The sequence below is a fragment of the Nocardia beijingensis NBRC 16342 genome, from assembly GCF_001612785.1.
Lineage (GTDB): Bacteria > Actinomycetota > Actinomycetes > Mycobacteriales > Mycobacteriaceae > Nocardia > Nocardia beijingensis.
Window position 1 is genome coordinate 1 of record NZ_BDBC01000006.1, and the last position, 16053, is coordinate 16053.

14 protein-coding genes and 1 pseudogene are annotated in these 16053 nt (G+C 70.2%); 9 read left to right on the forward strand and 6 right to left on the reverse strand.

What is annotated here, in order from left to right:
- The first annotated feature begins 447 nt into the window (after nt 1-447).
- On the forward strand, nt 448-1191 hold the full coding sequence (locus NB3_RS02750; protein ID WP_067795969.1) for a DUF6928 family protein: 744 nt from the start codon (nt 448-450) through the stop codon (nt 1189-1191).
- Between the two features lie 134 nt (nt 1192-1325).
- Here NB3_RS02750 and NB3_RS02755 read toward each other — a convergent pair whose 3' ends face one another.
- Complete coding sequence (locus tag NB3_RS02755) at nt 1326-1625, reverse strand: DUF2537 domain-containing protein (protein WP_280516559.1); 300 nt, start codon at nt 1623-1625, stop codon at nt 1326-1328.
- A complete protein-coding gene (locus NB3_RS02760; protein ID WP_067795971.1) occupies nt 1622-2425 on the reverse strand; it encodes a TrmH family RNA methyltransferase in 804 nt (267 codons plus the stop codon). The genes NB3_RS02755 and NB3_RS02760 overlap by 4 nt, the downstream gene beginning before the upstream one ends.
- A 111-nt stretch (nt 2426-2536) precedes the next feature.
- Between NB3_RS02760 and NB3_RS02765 the strand changes: the two genes are divergently transcribed.
- From NB3_RS02765 to NB3_RS02775, 3 genes are all read left to right on the forward strand, one after another.
- Entirely contained in the window at nt 2537-3739 is a 1203-nt protein-coding gene (locus NB3_RS02765; RefSeq protein ID WP_067795974.1) for a GNAT family N-acetyltransferase, read from the forward strand.
- Between the two features lie 39 nt (nt 3740-3778).
- Entirely contained in the window at nt 3779-4180 is a 402-nt protein-coding gene (locus tag NB3_RS02770; protein ID WP_067795977.1) for a YccF domain-containing protein, read from the forward strand.
- A 200-nt stretch (nt 4181-4380) separates the two neighbouring features.
- Nucleotides 4381-4608, forward strand: a complete 228-nt coding sequence (locus NB3_RS02775; protein WP_067795981.1) for a hypothetical protein — start codon at nt 4381-4383, stop codon at nt 4606-4608.
- A 36-nt stretch (nt 4609-4644) separates the two neighbouring features.
- Here the strand turns inward: NB3_RS02775 and NB3_RS02780 are convergent, their stop codons facing one another.
- Nucleotides 4645-5082 carry a MarR family winged helix-turn-helix transcriptional regulator gene (locus NB3_RS02780; protein WP_067795985.1) on the reverse strand — a complete coding sequence of 146 codons (438 nt, stop codon included), beginning with the start codon at nt 5080-5082 and terminating at the stop codon, nt 4645-4647.
- A gap of 115 nt (nt 5083-5197) precedes the next feature.
- Here NB3_RS02780 and NB3_RS02785 point away from each other — a divergent pair, with 115 nt between their 5' ends.
- Nucleotides 5198-5437 (forward strand): DUF2530 domain-containing protein, encoded by a 240-nt coding sequence (locus NB3_RS02785; protein ID WP_067795987.1) that lies wholly within the window; start codon nt 5198-5200, stop codon nt 5435-5437.
- A 7-nt stretch (nt 5438-5444) separates the two neighbouring features.
- On the opposite strand, the gene NB3_RS02790 is transcribed toward NB3_RS02785, so the two are convergent.
- Nucleotides 5445-7505: a neutral/alkaline ceramidase gene (locus NB3_RS02790; protein WP_067795990.1), complete on the reverse strand. Its 2061-nt coding sequence runs from the start codon at nt 7503-7505 to the stop codon at nt 5445-5447.
- A gap of 127 nt (nt 7506-7632) precedes the next feature.
- Between NB3_RS02790 and NB3_RS02795 the strand changes: the two genes are divergently transcribed.
- Entirely contained in the window at nt 7633-8250 is a 618-nt protein-coding gene (locus tag NB3_RS02795; RefSeq protein WP_228827672.1) for a TetR/AcrR family transcriptional regulator, read from the forward strand.
- Nucleotides 8251-8258: 8 nt separating this feature from the next.
- Here the strand turns inward: NB3_RS02795 and NB3_RS02800 are convergent, their stop codons facing one another.
- Together NB3_RS02800 and NB3_RS36010 are read right to left on the reverse strand one after the other, a co-directional pair.
- Complete coding sequence (locus NB3_RS02800; protein ID WP_067795996.1) at nt 8259-11267, reverse strand: sacsin N-terminal ATP-binding-like domain-containing protein; 3009 nt, start codon at nt 11265-11267, stop codon at nt 8259-8261.
- Between the two features lie 709 nt (nt 11268-11976).
- Nucleotides 11977-12709: pseudogene (locus tag NB3_RS36010) on the reverse strand (DUF3027 domain-containing protein); the annotation flags it as partial.
- A gap of 17 nt (nt 12710-12726) precedes the next feature.
- Between NB3_RS36010 and NB3_RS02810 the strand changes: the two are divergent.
- The 3 genes from NB3_RS02810 to NB3_RS02820 all read left to right on the forward strand — a co-directional run bounded on the left by NB3_RS02810 (nt 12727) and on the right by NB3_RS02820 (nt 15979).
- On the forward strand, nt 12727-13500 hold the full coding sequence (locus NB3_RS02810; protein ID WP_067796000.1) for a glutaminyl-peptide cyclotransferase: 774 nt from the start codon (nt 12727-12729) through the stop codon (nt 13498-13500).
- A 92-nt stretch (nt 13501-13592) separates the two neighbouring features.
- Nucleotides 13593-15401, forward strand: coding sequence for an MFS transporter (locus NB3_RS02815; RefSeq protein WP_067796002.1), 1809 nt, complete (start codon nt 13593-13595; stop codon nt 15399-15401).
- The gene (locus tag NB3_RS02820; protein WP_067796006.1) at nt 15398-15979 is read left to right on the forward strand and encodes a DUF2771 domain-containing protein; all 582 of its coding nucleotides are present in this window, start codon (nt 15398-15400) and stop codon (nt 15977-15979) included. The genes NB3_RS02815 and NB3_RS02820 overlap by 4 nt, the downstream gene beginning before the upstream one ends.
- Nucleotides 15980-16053: the final 74 nt, after the last annotated feature.

The window sequence follows — 16053 nt, forward strand, 5'->3', positions numbered from 1 at the left end:
GGCCGCGACTCCGGCCACCCCCGCCGACACCGCCGTGCCGGCGCCCCCCGCGACCGAGGAGCCCGCGAAGCCCGCGGCCAAGGCTCCGGCGAAGCCGACGCGCAGCAAGCGCGGCAAGGCACCGATGCCGTCCTGGGAGGACGTGCTGCTCGGGGTGCGCAGCTCGGGTCACTGAGCGTTCCGCCACCGCGGGTCTTCTTTGTACCGATCGGGGGTACGCGAGCGCGCTCCCGAGGGTCGCTCGGCTCCGATGAGCGCGCGAAATCAGCGGTCACGAACCGGTGTTCAGGGTGCGAAGCCGCACCGAGGCCGGAGCGAGGCGAGTAGATTTTCGGTGGGTCGACGAGCGTCGGCGCCGACGGTGGCCGCGGCGGTGCGCGGTCTACGCCGTCGTGCGTTGCTCGAAGTTCGCGGAGTTGATTCGTGCGACTATCGGGAGGTGCCGGAATGCTATCCAAGGCTTGGTCGCTCTGGTACGTCGACGCACCGGACCCGCTGACCGTACTGCGCGCGAGCCGCAACCCGGATCCTCGAGCGGCACTGGCACTGGCCAAGCAACTGCACGAAGACCACGACGTGCAACCGATCCTTTCAGGCACGCTGGCGGGTTGCGCGGGGCCGGCGAGCGACGAGGTCTGCATCGGTTGCTTTCCTGGGGTGACGGTGCTGTGCACGGCCCAGGCCGCGCGCATCCACCCGACCGAGATCCCGGAGTTGCTGGTGCGCCCGCTGGCCTCGGAACACACGTATCTGGTGTCGTTCGACATCGAACACGGCTGGGGCGCGTTCGCGCACTGGGAGCGCGGCGAGTTCCGCAGATCTTTCAGTTCGACGCGGGTGCGCATCCTGGAGGACGAGGGACTTCCGCTGGTGTGGGAGCGGTCGTACTGGGCAGGCGAGCATCCGGTGCGCTGGCGCGCGGGCGAGCTGCCCGACCCGCAGTCACTGCCGTTCGATCCGCCCGACTTCGCCGACGCGGCCAACAACGAATGGCTCGGCTTCCACTACCGCGGGGCCGCCGCGCCCGGCGCGCTCGGGCCGGGCGACATCCCCATCTGCAAGTTCGCGCTGCACCCGAAGGGCAAGCTACCCACATCGGGGATACGCGGCTCAGGCGAGGGCGGGGCGCACACGACGTCGCGCAAGCGCGGCCTGTTCGGCTGGCTGCGTGGACACGACCCCGTCGGCTAGCGGCGTCACCGCGCCTCCAGCTTCGCGCTGGATGGGCGCAAGCCGGATATCGTCCGCCGACAAACAGCGCACGGCCGGAGCAGAGGCGGAGGTACGCAAAAAGCGCACGGCCGGAGCGAACGCGGAGGTACGCCTCAGGCGAACAGTCCACCCAGCAGCAGCGCGACCCAGCCGAGCAGCACGCCCGCCGCGCCGCCGCCGATCACCCACCGCGTCACGGGGGTGAATCGCCAGCGCCAGGCGGTGGGCGCGGCGCCGCCTGCGGCGACCAGGTTCACCGCCACCGCGAGCAACGGATGCACTTCGGCCAGCGCGGCCCCGAAGGAATACACCGCGACCGCCGAAAGCAGCGCCACCATGAACGCCACGGTGAGGCCCGCGCCCCACGGCGTCGGGTCCTGGTAGGACGGATAGGGCCGGTACGGTTCGGTCACGCCGTCCTCACCCGCTCGTAGAACGCCATCGCGGCCGCGGTCGCGACATTGAGCGAATCGGTGCCAGGCGTCATGGGGATGCGCGCGCGGACGTCGGTGGCCCGCATGGCCTCCTCGGTCAGTCCAGGCCCCTCCGCTCCGAGCAACAACGCCACCCGCTCCCCCGTCATCGCGGCGGCCAGATTCGCCGCCGCCGGATCGGGCGTCAAGGCGATGATCTGGAATCCCTTGCGCCGCAGTATATCCAGACCGCCCGGCCAATCCGGCACGGACGCGAACGGCACGCGAAGCACATGTCCCATCGAGACCCGGACGGCCCGGCGGTACAGCGGGTCGGCACAGCGGTCGCCGAAGAGGATCGCGTCGGCTCCCAGCCCGGCGGCGTTGCGGAACATCGCGCCGAGATTCTCGTGGTCGTTGACGCCTTCCAGCACCGCGACGGTGCGCGCCTTGTCGATCACCTCGTCCATGCCGAATGCGGTGGGACGGGGGGCGACGGCCAGCACGCCGCGATTGAGGTGGAACCCGACCACCTCGGCCATCACCTCGGCCGTCGCGCGGTAGTACGGCACGTCGACGGTCACCAGATCGTCGGCGAGTTCGGCGCGCCTGCGCTCGACGCCGAGCAGCGCGGTCGGCGCGAAACGCGAATCGAGCATGCGCTGGACCACCACGACGCCTTCGGCGATCACCAGTCCTCTTCGGCCGGGCAGATCGGGCCTGCGGTCGGCCGACTTGAGATCGCGGAAATCGTCGACCCGTGGGTCGGCGGGGTCATCGATGTCGATCACTTCGGCCACCGCTCCATCCTGCCGGGCGGCCGCGGCCGGGTCCGAATCGGTGTTCGCCCTGCGGTCGCGGACCGCGAAAATGCGGTGCGGGCAGGTGGGCGAAGGTGGGATGGTCGAGGCATGACCCCGCCGGGAATCACCATTCGGTCGGCCACCGCACACGACGCGCCCGCGATCACGACGCTGTTGGAGACCTCGTTCGGCACCCGCTCCGACCCGGCCGAAGCCGAACGGTATCCGCTGCTGTTCCCACCGGAGAGCGCGATCGTGGCGGTCGACGGCGGAGAGGTCGTCGGGCACACCCAGTCCACCACCATGACGGTGACCGTCCCCGGCGAGCGGACCGTGCGGGTGTGCGGCATCGCGGGCGTCGCCGTCGCGCCCACGCACCGGCGGCGCGGCATCCTGCGCGCCATGTACACCGAACAGCATCGGCGCGTCGAGGCAGCCGGTCTGCCCTTGACCATGTTCACCGCGAGCGAGGGCGGCATCTACGGCCGGTTCGGCTACGGTCCCGCGACACGGGAGAACGCGGTCGGCATCGACCGGCGATTCGCCGGATTCCTCCCGTCGACGCCCGATCCCGGCGGTGTGACGCTGCGCTCGCCGAGCGAGCTGCGCGCGTCGGCGGAAGCGATCTACGACCGCTGGCGCAGGCTGGTGCCGGGTGCGCAGGTACGTCCGGCGGCGGCCTGGGACATCGTGTTCGACGATCCGCAGCGTTACCGCGAGGGCGGCAGCACCCTGTTCGGGCTGCTGCACGCCGACGGCTACGCGCTGTATCGGTACCACTCGGACGGCAGGGCACGGACGGTGGAAGTCGCCGAACTGCGGACGGTCACGGCCGAAGCGCACGCGGCCCTGTGGCGGGCCCTGCTCGGGCTGGATCTGGTGCGGCGGGTGGATGCCGTGCTCACCGACCACGACCCGCTGCCCTATCTGCTGACCGACCACCGGCTGGTGCGCACCACCGCTCGCTACGACGGACTGTGGCTGCGCCTGATGGACGTCCCCGCGGCGCTGACGGCGCGCGCTTACGCGAGCGACCTGGACGTGACGCTCGCGGTGACCGACCCGTTCCGGGACGCGGGCGGCACGTTCGCGCTGCGCGTCCGGAACGGGCAGGCCGCGTGCGAGCCGACCGAGCGCGCGGCCGATATCGAACTCGGCATCGACGTGCTCGGGAGCATGTATCTCGGTGCGTATCCCGCGCGGGTCTTCGCCGCGGCGAACCGGTTGCGGGCGAAGGACGCCGCGCGGCTGCGCGCCTTCGACGACGCCTTCCGCGCGGAGCGGGACGCGATGCTCGGCTGGTTCTTCTGACGGCGCGCACCGCGCCCCGCCGCCTGGCATGCTGGTCTCATGAAGCCGATCCAGTTGATTCTCAACATCCTGTGGCTGGTCTTCGCCGGATTCTGGCTGGCGCTGGGCTACATCGCGGCGGGACTCATCTGCTTCATCCTGATCATCACGATTCCTTTCGGCATCGCGTCGTTCCGGATCGCCGCCTACGTGCTGTGGCCGTTCGGCCGCACGACCGTGGAGAAGCCGGGCGCCGGCGCGGGTTCGCTGATCGGCAACATCATCTGGTTCATCGTCGCGGGGTGGTGGCTGGCGCTGGGGCACCTGCTCACCAGCATTCCGCTGTTCGTCTCGATCATCGGCATCCCGTTCGGCTGGGCCAACTTGAAGTTCATACCGATCTCGCTGTTCCCGCTCGGCCGGGAGATCGTGGACAGCGACCGGCCGTTCGGCGCGCAATAGCGGCAGCTCATCCGGTTTTCCGCGCTCCGGCGGCACGGGCAACGAGACGCGCCACATCGCGATAGTACTGTGATCTGAATCACAGACTGTTAACGAAGTCACACCTCCATGCGATGGTTAGCTAGAAGGTAACTGATTTATTTCCAGTGCCCACAGCGTCCCGAGCGGGCGCCGAGCCGACCGCGCAGGAGGGCTCCACCATGACCGACCGAACCGCCCGCAGGGCCGACTCGGACACCGCGCCACTCGCGCCGATCGCGGTGACTGTGGGAGTGCTGCTGCTCATCGGCGCGGCCACCCAGCTCCCGCACCTGCCCCGATGGGCCGACGATTACGGAGTTCTGATCTATCCGGTCTTCGTCCTATGGCTGACCGTCGCGGGTGGACTGCTGTGGTGGGGCGCCGGGATCATCCGAACCAAGCGCTGACCCACGCGGGCGCGGCGAATCCCGTTGCTGCCGTGGCTACTCGGATTCCGCGACGATCTGTTTCATGATCGCCACGGCACGGGTCAGCACGACGAGCTGCTCCTCGGTGAGCGTCGAGAGCTGCTCGGTCATCCACGCCTCGCGGGCGCTCGCTTCGTCGGCGATGAGCGCGCGGCCCGCGGAGGACAGCGAGACGATGATCTGACGGCCATCGGTCGGATGCGGATTGCGCTCGACCAGATCGAGATCGGTGAGCGAGGCGATGACGCGAGTCATCGACGGGGGCTGGACGCGCTCTTTCGCCGCGAGCGCGCCCGGGGTCATCGCGCCTTCGCGCGCCAGCGTGGCGAGCGCGGAGAGCTGGGTCAGCGAGATCTGCGAATCGGCCCGACGGCCGCGCAGGTGTCGCGTCAGTCGAACGACCGCCAGCGAGAGCTCACCAGCAAGGGCTCTGACATCCGATGGCGTTGTCACAGTGCCAAACGATACGGGACCGAGAGCGGCCGGTCGCGGCTTCCCGCCATGGTGCGCCACCTCGCCTCCGCGCGGTCGGCGGACTCCGCCCGGCAGGGCGGATTAGGCTGAGCCCGTGACACCGAAAGTCCCCCAGCTTCCGCCGCGACTGACCGACCCGCGCCCCGTGCTCGCGGTCGGCAGCGCACTGTGGCTGATCGCCACCGTGGTGGTGTGGGCGAGCGGCGACCGATGGGCGTCGGCCCGCCCGGTCTGCCTGATGGGGCTGGCGGTCGGACTGCTCGGGCTGGTCATCTATCTGGTCCAGCGCCGCGGCGCCCGACGCGGGGACAAGGGCGCGCAGACGGGACTGTGAGGGCGGGTCAGGGTCGGACCAAGTCGAATTCGTCGGTCGTGCCGGTGAGCGGGTAGAGCCTGCCGTCGGGGTCGAGACGGGTCGCGTAGTGCTGGAAGCGATAGCGTCCCGGCTCGGCGTCCAGGGGGATGTCCCAGGTGAACCGGGCCACCGACTCCGCGAGCCCGCGCTTGCTCCAGTGGTATTTCACCGCCCACTCACCCTCGTTGGCCACCCGCACCCATTCGCCGGACGCGTTCCTGCGCTGCACTTCCAGGAACGTGCCGTTGCGCCGGATGTCGTGTTTCGGATGGGCCGAGACGAATTCGGCCAGCACTTGATCTCCGGGGCCGTAGGACGGGTGCGGTTGCACCAGCACGTCACCGAAGCCCCGGCCCGGCGCGGCCGCGTCCGGCCCGGCGCCCGGCTGGAAGTTCGGCTGTAACTGGGATACATCGCGCGGGGCGGGGCCGCGCGGCACCGGCGTGCGGGCGGCGAAGGCCGTGGCCAGACGGGTGAACTCCTGCTGATAGGCGCACAGGGTGTAGCGGCCGAACAGCGTCGAAGCGCCCTCGTATTGCTGGGAGTCGTATTCCTCTGGGGTGGTGACGTATTCGTGATAAGCGTTGGCGTATCCCTGCATGAGCACCTGCTCCAGCGGAACGTTCAGCGCCGCGGCCACCGCCCGGCGGATGCGCAGGCCCGACGTGATGGTGAATTCGCCACCCGCGGCGGCCAGATAGAGCTCGCCGATGCGAACGAGCTGAATCGGCAGCACATTCGGCACCCAAGGCACGGGAGGCAGCAGGCCGAGCGGCACCGCGATCGCCTTCGGCGCCTGCGCGTCCGCCAGCCAAGCCGGAGCGGGCTGCGCGGGATCGCCGAGCGCCGCGAGGAACGGGTTGCGCACGCCCTCCGGGATCGGACCGCCCGGCAACCCGGGGCCATCCTCGACGCTACCCGCGATCAGCGACACACCCGCCGCGGCCGGTGCGGTACGCCGCGACAGCCCGTCCGGCGTGAAACGGCCGTCCACGGCGATGTCGGCGAGGTCTATATAGCAGAGCATCCCGTCGACCGGGCCGGAGATCGATCGGGCCCGGCCCGCCGCCTCCACGGACGCCGCGTACTGCCGCTCGCCGAGGATGCGGGTGTTCTCGAACTCGTCCTCGGTGGGGCCGGAGCCTTGGCGCAGATTCAGGTTCGGGGACATGTCACCGGCGTTGGTCTGCGCGAAGGCCGCGACGAACGCGGGCTTGCCGTCCAGGTAGCGCAGGCCGTGCTCGATGTGCTCGGAGCAGAACGACGCGTAGCCCTTGTTGTCCGAGCTGATCAACCGGTTCGCGTTGGTCATGGAGGTGTTGTGGGTGGCGAACCAGGTGATGGTCCCTGCCGTCCGCCCGCCCTTGCGCAGGACGAGAGTGGTCACCGCCGGATCGATGGCATCCGGGAAATGTTGTTTGTCCGTCGGTGGATTGAGTTCCCAAGCCACGCGCGACCGGTTCACGCTCGCGTTGTGCAACTCGGCGCGGCCGACGGCCAGCGAACCCTGCCCCAGATCGGCGTGCGCGGCGGCGATCGCCTCGACGATCCCGTTCACCTCGGCGTCGTACACCTGCTGCTGGAAACCGAGGATGGACAGGTTGTAGGCGTAGTCGTTGCTGGAGCCGCCGCAGGTCGCGTGCGAATGGGTCGAGGTCAACAGGACGTTCTGCTCGGTGTACAGATCGCCGAAACGCCGGGCCAGTTCGGTCAGCACGCCGCGGTGCACGGACTGGAAGATCATCCCGTTCTCGGCGACCACGAAGACGATCCGCCGCCCGGCGCTGCCGATGATGAACGCCCGCGCCCGGGGGCGCAGGTGGATGCCCGCGGTCTGCTGCTCGAGCTGGGAGTAGCCCATCATCCCGCATTCGGCGGCCGGACCGGTGATGTCGGAGAGTCCGACGCCGATCTCGTAACCACCGGAATCCGGTGCGGCGGCCGCCGGAACGCCTAGTGCCTCGGTCATACCCGGCGCCGTCGCCGCCGCGAGCGCGGCGGACCCGATCGCGGTCCGGGTCAGAACAGTTCGGCGTGACACCGGCATACCCGTCTCCCTTCTGTCCGGATGCAGCGAACCACACAACTGGTCAGTCGTCCAGTCCAGATTTTTTCCCGCCCATGAATTGACTGCACGGGCCGTGGGCGCTTAACTCCCTTGGGTGTCCTCCCGATTGAGCGTCGAAGAACGACGGGCCCACCTTATCGAGGCCGCGATCGGCCTTGCCGAGAAAAAGGGTGTTGCGGGCGTGACCACGCGCGATGTCGCTCAGGCGGCCGGCGTCTCGCTCGGTGTGGTGCATTACTGTTTCGAAAACAAGGACGCGCTGATGACCGAGCTGGTCAAAGCGTTGTCGATGGAATTACGCGATTCCGTCGATGCCAACGAAACGGTATGGCAGGACGTCGGAAGTGGAAAAGAAGCCCTTCAAAAATTGATCCGGTCGGGTCTGGAACTGATGTGGCTGAACATTGAAGCCACTCCGGAACGACAGCTGCTCACTTACGAAACGACCACTTACGCGTTGCGCGAGGGCGAACAAACCCCGGCGAAACTCGCGATCGCCCGCGAGCAGTACAACTTCAACGACTCCACGGTCGCCGACATCCTGGAGCACGCGCGCGACGCCACCGGCAACACCTGGTCGGTCCCGGTGCAGACGCTGAGCCGGTTCACGCTGAACGTCATCGACGGTGTCGTGCTGCGCTGGCTGGTGGACAACGACAGCGAGAGCGTGCGCGGGCAGTTGGATCTGCTGAGCGAGATGCTCACGGGGTACGCGGCGCAGTAGCCCGCGGCTCAGTCACGCCGCGGCGCTCGGACGTGCACGTCCGAGCCGGTCTGCCACCAGGGCACCGCGACCGTGGCCTCGATCGCACCGCTCAGCCGCACCGTCAGCTCTTGGTGCACCACCAGCTCGCCCGTTTGCGGAGGCAGAGTGAACAGCTGCCGCAGCACCACTCCCAGCGGCTCCGCCGCCCAGGTCGTCCGTCGGCCGGTGCTCGCCACCTCGGCGGTGATGACCTCCGACACCAGCGGCAGATCGAGCAGCGCCGCCAGGGACGAAGCCGTTTCGGGGTCGCCCGCCACCAATCGATCCGGCGGCACGGCGAGGCCGAAACACGGACGATCGAGGACGAACGCGTCCTCCGGATCGACCACGGCCCCGGTGAGCGCGCGCACGCGATCGGGGGGTCGCAGATCGGCGAGATCGAGCAGGCCGGCGGCGACAGCGGCGGCCAAGCGGGCATGGGTGCGCGAAACCACTTCCGGCGACGGGGTTCGCGAGGGGTCGGCGAGCGCCTCCAGCAAAGCGGCGGCCAACTCGTCGGTGATCGTCGCCGGGTCGGCGAGCACCGCGCGACAAGCGTCCGGGTCGACACCGGCGACGGTGAACGCCGGTAGCAGCCCGTCGAAGTCGGTGTCGGCGGGATGGCGCAGCAACCCCAGCGGCGTGCCGTCCACCCGCGCGTACCGGCGCAGCCACCACGCGGTGTAGCCGTCGGCGTCGGCGAGCAGACGACGGGTACGCGGCGCCGCGGCCAACTGCCGCAACGCTTCCGGCCAGGCGGCGTCATCGATCAGATCGAGGTCACGGACAGCCACCAGCTCGGGTGGGTCCTCCGGCAGCGTCGACCACCAGTGTTCCTCGTCGTCCAGATCGTGGTCAGGGCCGGTCGGATCGGCTTCGACGAGCACGCCGAAATCCCAGCCGACACCTACGGCGCGCAACGCGTCCGCGCCGTAGCGCTCGACGAGGCCGGGGTCTGCCGTGCCGAACGGCGCGTCGGGAACGAGCAGCTCGCGCAGCGGCGCTCCGGGCAACAGCAGTTCGTCGGCGGGCCGCGAATCGCCTTCGGTATCGGGCAATTCGAGCGAACCCAGCCAGGAGGGCATGGCGTCCCGATCGGCGTGCGCGGCTAGGCGCAAGATCGCATCCGCGGTGTCGGGGTCGCCCGGGTGATCCTCCAGATCGGCACGCAAGCCAGGGTCGGTCAGAAGATCCTCGGCGGTGGCCGACCGCGCGCCGAGCCGAGCCAGCAAGGGATGTGCTGCCTCTGGATGCGCCAGCCGGGCCCAGTGCAGCGGGATCGCGTCCTCGAGCCGATCGTCCAGCACCACGGTGCGCGGTCCGGTGACGAGCCTGCCGTCGGCCAGCGGCACCGCCAGCGCGCCCAACTCCTCCGCCGCGAGCGGATCCACTACGAACGGCTCGAGCGCGGCGTAGAAGGACCGCCACCAACTCGGCGGCCGCTCCAAGCCCCCGGACAGTTCCGCCAGCCGCGCCAACCCGAGCCGGTGCACGTCGAGTACGCCCATGGCCTCGGTGTGCGCCCGCCCGGACAGCTCCGGGATCACGAGAGGACCGACCACTTCGTCGAGCGAGTCGGCCAGTTCGGCGGTCAGACCGGCGAAGACGTAGGCGCGGGTGGGGACGGCGCTGTTCCGGTCGGGCGTCGGTCCGGCGGTAGCCAGTGTCCCGGCGACAGGGAGCGCACCCGGTTCGCCGAGGAGCGATGGGACGTCGGCTGATTCGGTGACGGCCTCTCCGCTCAGCACATCGAGAGCCTCGGTCGCTGCCTCCGGCCCTTCGGCGGCCCGCAGGTCCAGCACTTCGATGTCGGCGACAGCATCCGGTTCTCGATCGGGCAGTTGATCATTCGCGTCGGGAGAGGCGAGCGCGTCCCATTCCGGGTACCTCGCGGCGAGCGGCTCGGCTGCGGCGGGGCCTTCCGAGTAGACGTGCCGGTGCGGGGCGACCACGGGCAGCCAAGGACGGGTCTGCAATTCGCGCAGCAGCGCTTCCCGCAGCAGGCCGTCGGCCTCGCTGCGCGCGAACCCGGGTGTCGGGACCAGCACGAGCCGGTCGCGGGGCGGCAGCGCACGAGCGAAGTCCGCATAGCCGTCCGCCAGTTCGCCGAGCCGCGCGCCGGGCAGCAACCTGCGCCGATCCGGCTGCATCGGGATATCGGCGATGAGCAAGGCGGGCAGCGACAATTCCTCGTCCGACCTGGTCGGCGCCCGCAGCACATCGGGGGCGGCGGCCACCGGCCTGCCGTCGCGCACCGGCAGCAGCCAGCGGGCGCGTCGCGTGCGGTACTGCCACCAGGTGCGCTGTTCGCTGCCGGGGCCGTCGACGTAGACCTCGTGCATGCCGTCGCCCATGTCCTCGGCACTGCTGACGAATTCGGCCGTGCCGATCCGGACGCGCCGCAGTGCGGGCAGTTCCAGCAGCAGATCGACGGCTTCGGCGTGCATCGCGGCCAGCAGCGCGTCGGCGTCCACGTCGGCACGCAGGCGCAGCACCACCTCGGTGTCGAGACCATCCGCCGGTCGCGCCTCGATCGGCCAGGCCAACCGCAGCACGGGCGGGACGAATTCGCCCGCGTCGACAGACGGGAAACGAATCTCGTTGCAGCGCAGTGCATCCCGCGTCTCGGCCTGGGAGAACCGCAGCGATCCGGAGGACGAGCGCAGCTCGATGTCGTCGCTCACCGCGAGCACCGCCGTGAAGCCGACACCGAATCGGCCGACGGTCCCGCCGTCGGACTTCCCGGAAGCGCGCAAGGCGGTCAGCGCGTGCACACCCGAGACGTCCAGCGGCGCACCCGTATTGCCGATGTGCAGGTCGCGGCCGTCGAGCCAGACCACGACAGCGCCGGCCACGCCCGCCTTGCGCGCGGCATCGGCGGCGTTCTGCGCCAACTCGGTCAGCAATCGGTCGCGGTAGCCCGCGCGCACCAAGTCGTTCTCGGTGGCGGCGTCCTCCCGCAACCGCGTCGGCGAATCACGCCATGCGGCGAGCACCGCCGCTCGCAACGCCGACGTGCCGAACGGGTCGGCTGTCGCGCTCAGCTCCGCGGCGATGACTGGAACTCCGGCCGTGCCTCACCATCGGCGACACCCGCCCCGGATGGCGCATCGACGTCTTCGGCACCGGCCGGCGTAGCGGTGGGTTCCGGAGCCGACTCGGCCGCGCCGGTCGGCACGGCGTCCGAACCGGCTGCTGCCACCGACTCTGTCGCGCTCGATGCGGTATCCGATTCCGTCGCGCTCGTGCCGACGGCATTCGACTCGCCGAGGTCCGTCGATGCACCGCTGCTCAGCGCCGCGGAGGAGGTCGATCCCGCCGCGTCCGCTTCCGTCGGTTCGGACGTCGCGGCACTCTCATCGCTCACCGAAGCAGCCGTGCCCTCTGCCTGGCCCACCCCCGGACCGGTCACGCTCGACGCGGCTGAGGGCTCGGCGCGCGAGGTCGCCGACGAACTCGCATGCTCTTCCGGCTCCGTGGCAACGGCTCGGGGCTCGGGCTCCACCGCCGTGTTCGGGGCGGCGTCGGCGCTTTGCGCGTCGGCCGCGCCAGCGGGCACGGCGTCCGAATCGGCGGCCGCGGGGTGGTTCGCATCGCCCGTTCCGTGAGCCTGCTCGGCCGCGCCGTGCCGATCCACGTCCTCGGACGGAGCTTCCTCGGCCTGCTCCCGATTGCCGTCGCGCGGCTCGTCCGTGCGGAGCGTGATCACCTCGATGGCCGAGTCGTCGTACGCCTCGTACAGCGGCGACCCGTTGCCGGTGGGGACCTCGGTGTCCGAGTGCGCGCCACAGCCGTAGGCGACGTGGACGACATGCCCGTCGGCGCCCATGGCGTTGCCGCAGACACCGAACGCGGCGCGCAGCGACCCGGCGAGCGGCAGATAGAAGCCGCAGCTTCCACAGGTGGCAGGCGCGGCCTTGGCCATCTCGGAGTCGGGTCCGTACTCGCTGTACCAGCGCTCGGCGGCCTCCGCGCGGCCTTCCCTGCTCATCACCTTGGTCCGGCCGAGACCGACCTCGTAGGCCACTTCGTCCACCACCGGATCGCCGGTCGCGACATAGCCAGGCACCAGGCGCGGGTCGTCGGCGGGCGGGGCGAGCAGATCGCCTGGCGCGAGGTCGCCGGGGCGGACGCGCTGCTCCCAGGGCACGAACTCGGGCGCGACCAAGGCGTCCGGCCCCGGCAGCAACGCGGACTCGCTGACCGTCGCACGGTCGGCCCCGGGCGGGGCGGCCACCACGACCGCCCACTGCCACCCGCGGTAACCGGGCAGCGTTGCCTCGAAACGGTGGGTCGCCGCGCTCTCGTCCTCGGCGATCACGCCGAGGTGCGCGCCGACGGCCGACGGTTCCAACTCCAGGAGCGCACGGCGGGCCAGGTCGACGGCATCAGCCAGAATCGGCCGCACGCCGGACTCCGAAACAGAAACTGCGCTCACGGCCTACATTTTGCCGTATGGAGCGCAATCGGCGTGCGTTGGCCATCAGTGTGCTGGTCGGTCTGCTCATCCTGGGCGGATGCGGCGGCGTAGCGGACCAGGCGCCCAGGATGAACATCGAGGTACTCGGCACCCGCCCGCACGATACGAAGGCGTTCACCCAGGGTCTGGAGATCGATGGCGACGTTCTCTTCGAGGGCACCGGCCTGGCAGGCGCGTCCGGCGTGCGCACGTCCCGGCTGACGACCGGGGAGGAATTGGCCAGAACCGAGCTGCCCGCGCCGTACTTCGGCGAGGGCATCACCGTCGCCGGCGCCACACTGTGGCAGCTGACCTGGCACGACGGCGTGGCCATCGCCCGCGACCCCGCGACCCTGGCCGAACGCGGCCGGGTGAGCTACGACGGCGAAGGCTGGGGCCTGTGCGCCAGGAACGGACGACTGGTGATGAGCGACGGCACCGACCGCCTCACCTTCCGTGATCCGGTCACTTTCGCCCCCACCGGCTCGATCGAACTGACCAGCCACAACGGCGCGCGCCTCAACGAACTCGAGTGCGCCGCGGACGGGTCGGTCTACGCCAACGACTGGCCCACCGACACCATCCTGCGGATCGACCCGGACTCCGGTGCGGTGCTCGCGACCGCCGACGCCGCCGGTCTGCTCCCCGCCACCGCGCGGGCCGCGGCCGACGCCCTCAACGGCATCGCGCAGCTGCCCGGCACCGACCGGTTCCTGATCACGGGCAAGAACTGGCCGACCATGTTCGAGGTCCGCTTCACTCCCGCCTGAGCACGATCGCGGATCGCGACAACGATCACTTTCCGCCGCCGCCACGGAGCGCGCGTGAACGCCCCGCCCGGGAGTGCGCCAGAATTGGAGTCGTGACTACTCCCCGCGAACCTTCCGGTCCCGGCCGTGATCGGTGGGAAGGCGAGGAGGTCCCGCCGTTCGATCGGCATCCCGGTTTCGACCGGTACCCGCCACCCAACGCACCGCGGCGCCGCAGGCCGCTGCCACCGCTCGGACCGGGAGCCGGACGCGCCGCCGAGCGTTACGACCAGCCGGGACCGCCGCCGAGCCCGCGACGCGACGCGCCACCGCCCGCGCAGCCTCCGCCGACCAAGCCTCTCCCCGTCGACCCCGACGCCGAGCAGCCTTCCGAGAGCCCCGAACCCTCCGGCGCGCGACGGATGCCGCGCAAACTCACGGTCACCCGCGTGGCCGCGATGCGCGGCCGGGAACTCACCGAGAAGGGCATAGCGACTTTTCAGCGCGCGGCCAAGGCCGACGGCGCGGACAAGTCCGGTCTCACGGCGCTCACCTACGCCACCATGGCGAACTTCGCCTTGGACGCCGCCATCGCGGTGGCGCTGGCCAACACCTTGTTCTTCGCCAGCGCCACCGCGGAGAGCAAGACGAAGGTCGCGCTCTACCTGCTGATCACGATCGCGCCGTTCGCGGTGATCGCCCCGCTGATCGGGCCGCTGCTCGATCGGCTGCAGCGCGGTCGCCGCTTGGCGCTTGCGACGTCGTTCGCGGTGCGCGCGGTGGTCGCGGTGGTGCTGATCTTCCAATTCGACACCTGGGCGCTGTATCCGCTCGCGCTGTGCATGATGATCGGCAGCAAATCGTTCGCCGTGCTCAAGAGCGCGGTCACGCCACGGGTGCTGCCGCCGGACATCGATCTGGTCCGCACCAATTCCCGTCTCACGGTGTTCGGTCTGGTCGGCGGCACCATGGGCGCCGGAGCGCTGGCCGGGCTCGCCGCGGCGATCGCGGACTCGAACGGCGCACTGGTCTTCGCGACGCTGATCGCCTGCGCGGGGACGTATCTGAGCCTGCGCATCCCCTCCTGGGTCGAAGTGACCGAGGGCGAGGTCCCCGCGACGCTGAGCTATCACGGCGCCGACGCGCGCACCGAGGTGCTCTCCTCCGGCGCCGAGTCGTCGGTCCCGCCGCGCAAGCGCAGGCAACCGCTCGGCCGCGCCGTGGTGACCGGTCTGTGGGGCAACAGCGCCATCCGGGTGCTGACCGGGTTCCTCACCTTCTACGTCGCGTTCGTCGCCAAGGCGACCGAGCACCGGCCGGTGCAGCAGGCCCTTATGCTCGGCGCGGTCGGCGCGGCCGCGGCCATCGGCAATTTCGCGGGCAACGCGACGGGCGCCAGGCTGAAGCTGGGCAGGCCATCGCTGATCGTGCTCGGCTGCACGGCAGCGTGCGCGCTGGTGTCGCTGTTCGCGACGTTCGCGGACAACCTGCTCGGCGCGGCAGCCGCGGCCTTGGTCGCGGCGGGGACGAGCGCGCTGGCCAAGGTGTCGCTGGACGCATCGATCCAGGACGACCTGCCGCCGGAGTCGATCGCCTCCGGCTTCGGGCGGTCGGAGACCGTGCTCCAGCTGAGTTGGGTCGTCGGCGGCGCGGCCGGTGTGCTGCTGCCGACCGACTACTGGAAGGGCTTCGCGGTGGTCACCGTGATCCTCGTGCTCGGCTTGGTGCAGACTTTCCTCAGCTTCCGCGGCCATTCGCTGCTGCCCGGCCTCGGCGGCAACCGTCCCCAGCACGCGGAGCAGGAAGTGCCGACGACACGGCCGCACGGATATCCGGCGAACGCGCCGCGAGCAGAGGATCCTGCGCCGCGCGGCGGCGACACCACACGCTTTCGACGAGGGCAAGGAGACCCGATCTGGTGAGCAAGCTCAACGCACGCACGATCGCCGCGCTGGTCGCGGCCGCCCTGCTCGTGCTCACCGCCGCCTTCGCGGGCGTGCTGGCGGTGCTGGTCCGCGACGCCGAGAAGCCCGACGTCACGCTCACCGCGTACGCACACGGGAAGACGGTCACCGTGCGACCGTTCAGCTACTGCTCGGTGACCATGCAGGACTGCAGCATCCTGCCCGAGGACAACGTCCCCGGCACGGTGTTCACGACGCTGAACTGCGGCCAGGACACTCCCGACTGCCACCGTGGCCGCACCGTGGACCTGGAAGTCCCCGCCGGTTACCCACTGCAACTGTCGCTTCCGAAGAAGGTCGCCGACGCGCCCTGGCTCGCACAACTGGTCTATCTCTTGCCGAACGGTGAGAAAGTCGACCAGGTGATCAGCCGCAACGACTACCCGGACCGGGCTTTCGCCCTCACCATCGATTCGAAACCGCAGCCGGACCTGCGCCTCATCGGCGTCGAGTTCCAGCTGCCGATCCTCGCCCGCGACGAAACGGGCCGGGAGTTCTACGTGCCGCACGCCACCTGGTCGATCAGCACGGCGTAGTCAGCTCGGGCGCACCGCTTTTCGGGGACCCCGCAGATGCCGGTGCGCGTACGACGCGGCGCAGGCGAATACCG

Coding starts and splice junctions, on each gene's coding strand:
- NB3_RS02810 (WP_067796000.1), top strand. CDS start 12,727: ATGGAGCGCAATCGGCGTGCGTTGGCCATCAGTGTGCTGGTCGGTCTG.
- NB3_RS02775 (WP_067795981.1), top strand. CDS start 4,381: ATGACCGACCGAACCGCCCGCAGGGCCGACTCGGACACCGCGCCACTC.
- NB3_RS02790 (WP_067795990.1), bottom strand. CDS start 7,505: ATGCCGGTGTCACGCCGAACTGTTCTGACCCGGACCGCGATCGGGTCC.
- NB3_RS02770 (WP_067795977.1), top strand. CDS start 3,779: ATGAAGCCGATCCAGTTGATTCTCAACATCCTGTGGCTGGTCTTCGCC.
- NB3_RS02765 (WP_067795974.1), top strand. CDS start 2,537: ATGACCCCGCCGGGAATCACCATTCGGTCGGCCACCGCACACGACGCG.
- NB3_RS02750 (WP_067795969.1), top strand. CDS start 448: ATGCTATCCAAGGCTTGGTCGCTCTGGTACGTCGACGCACCGGACCCG.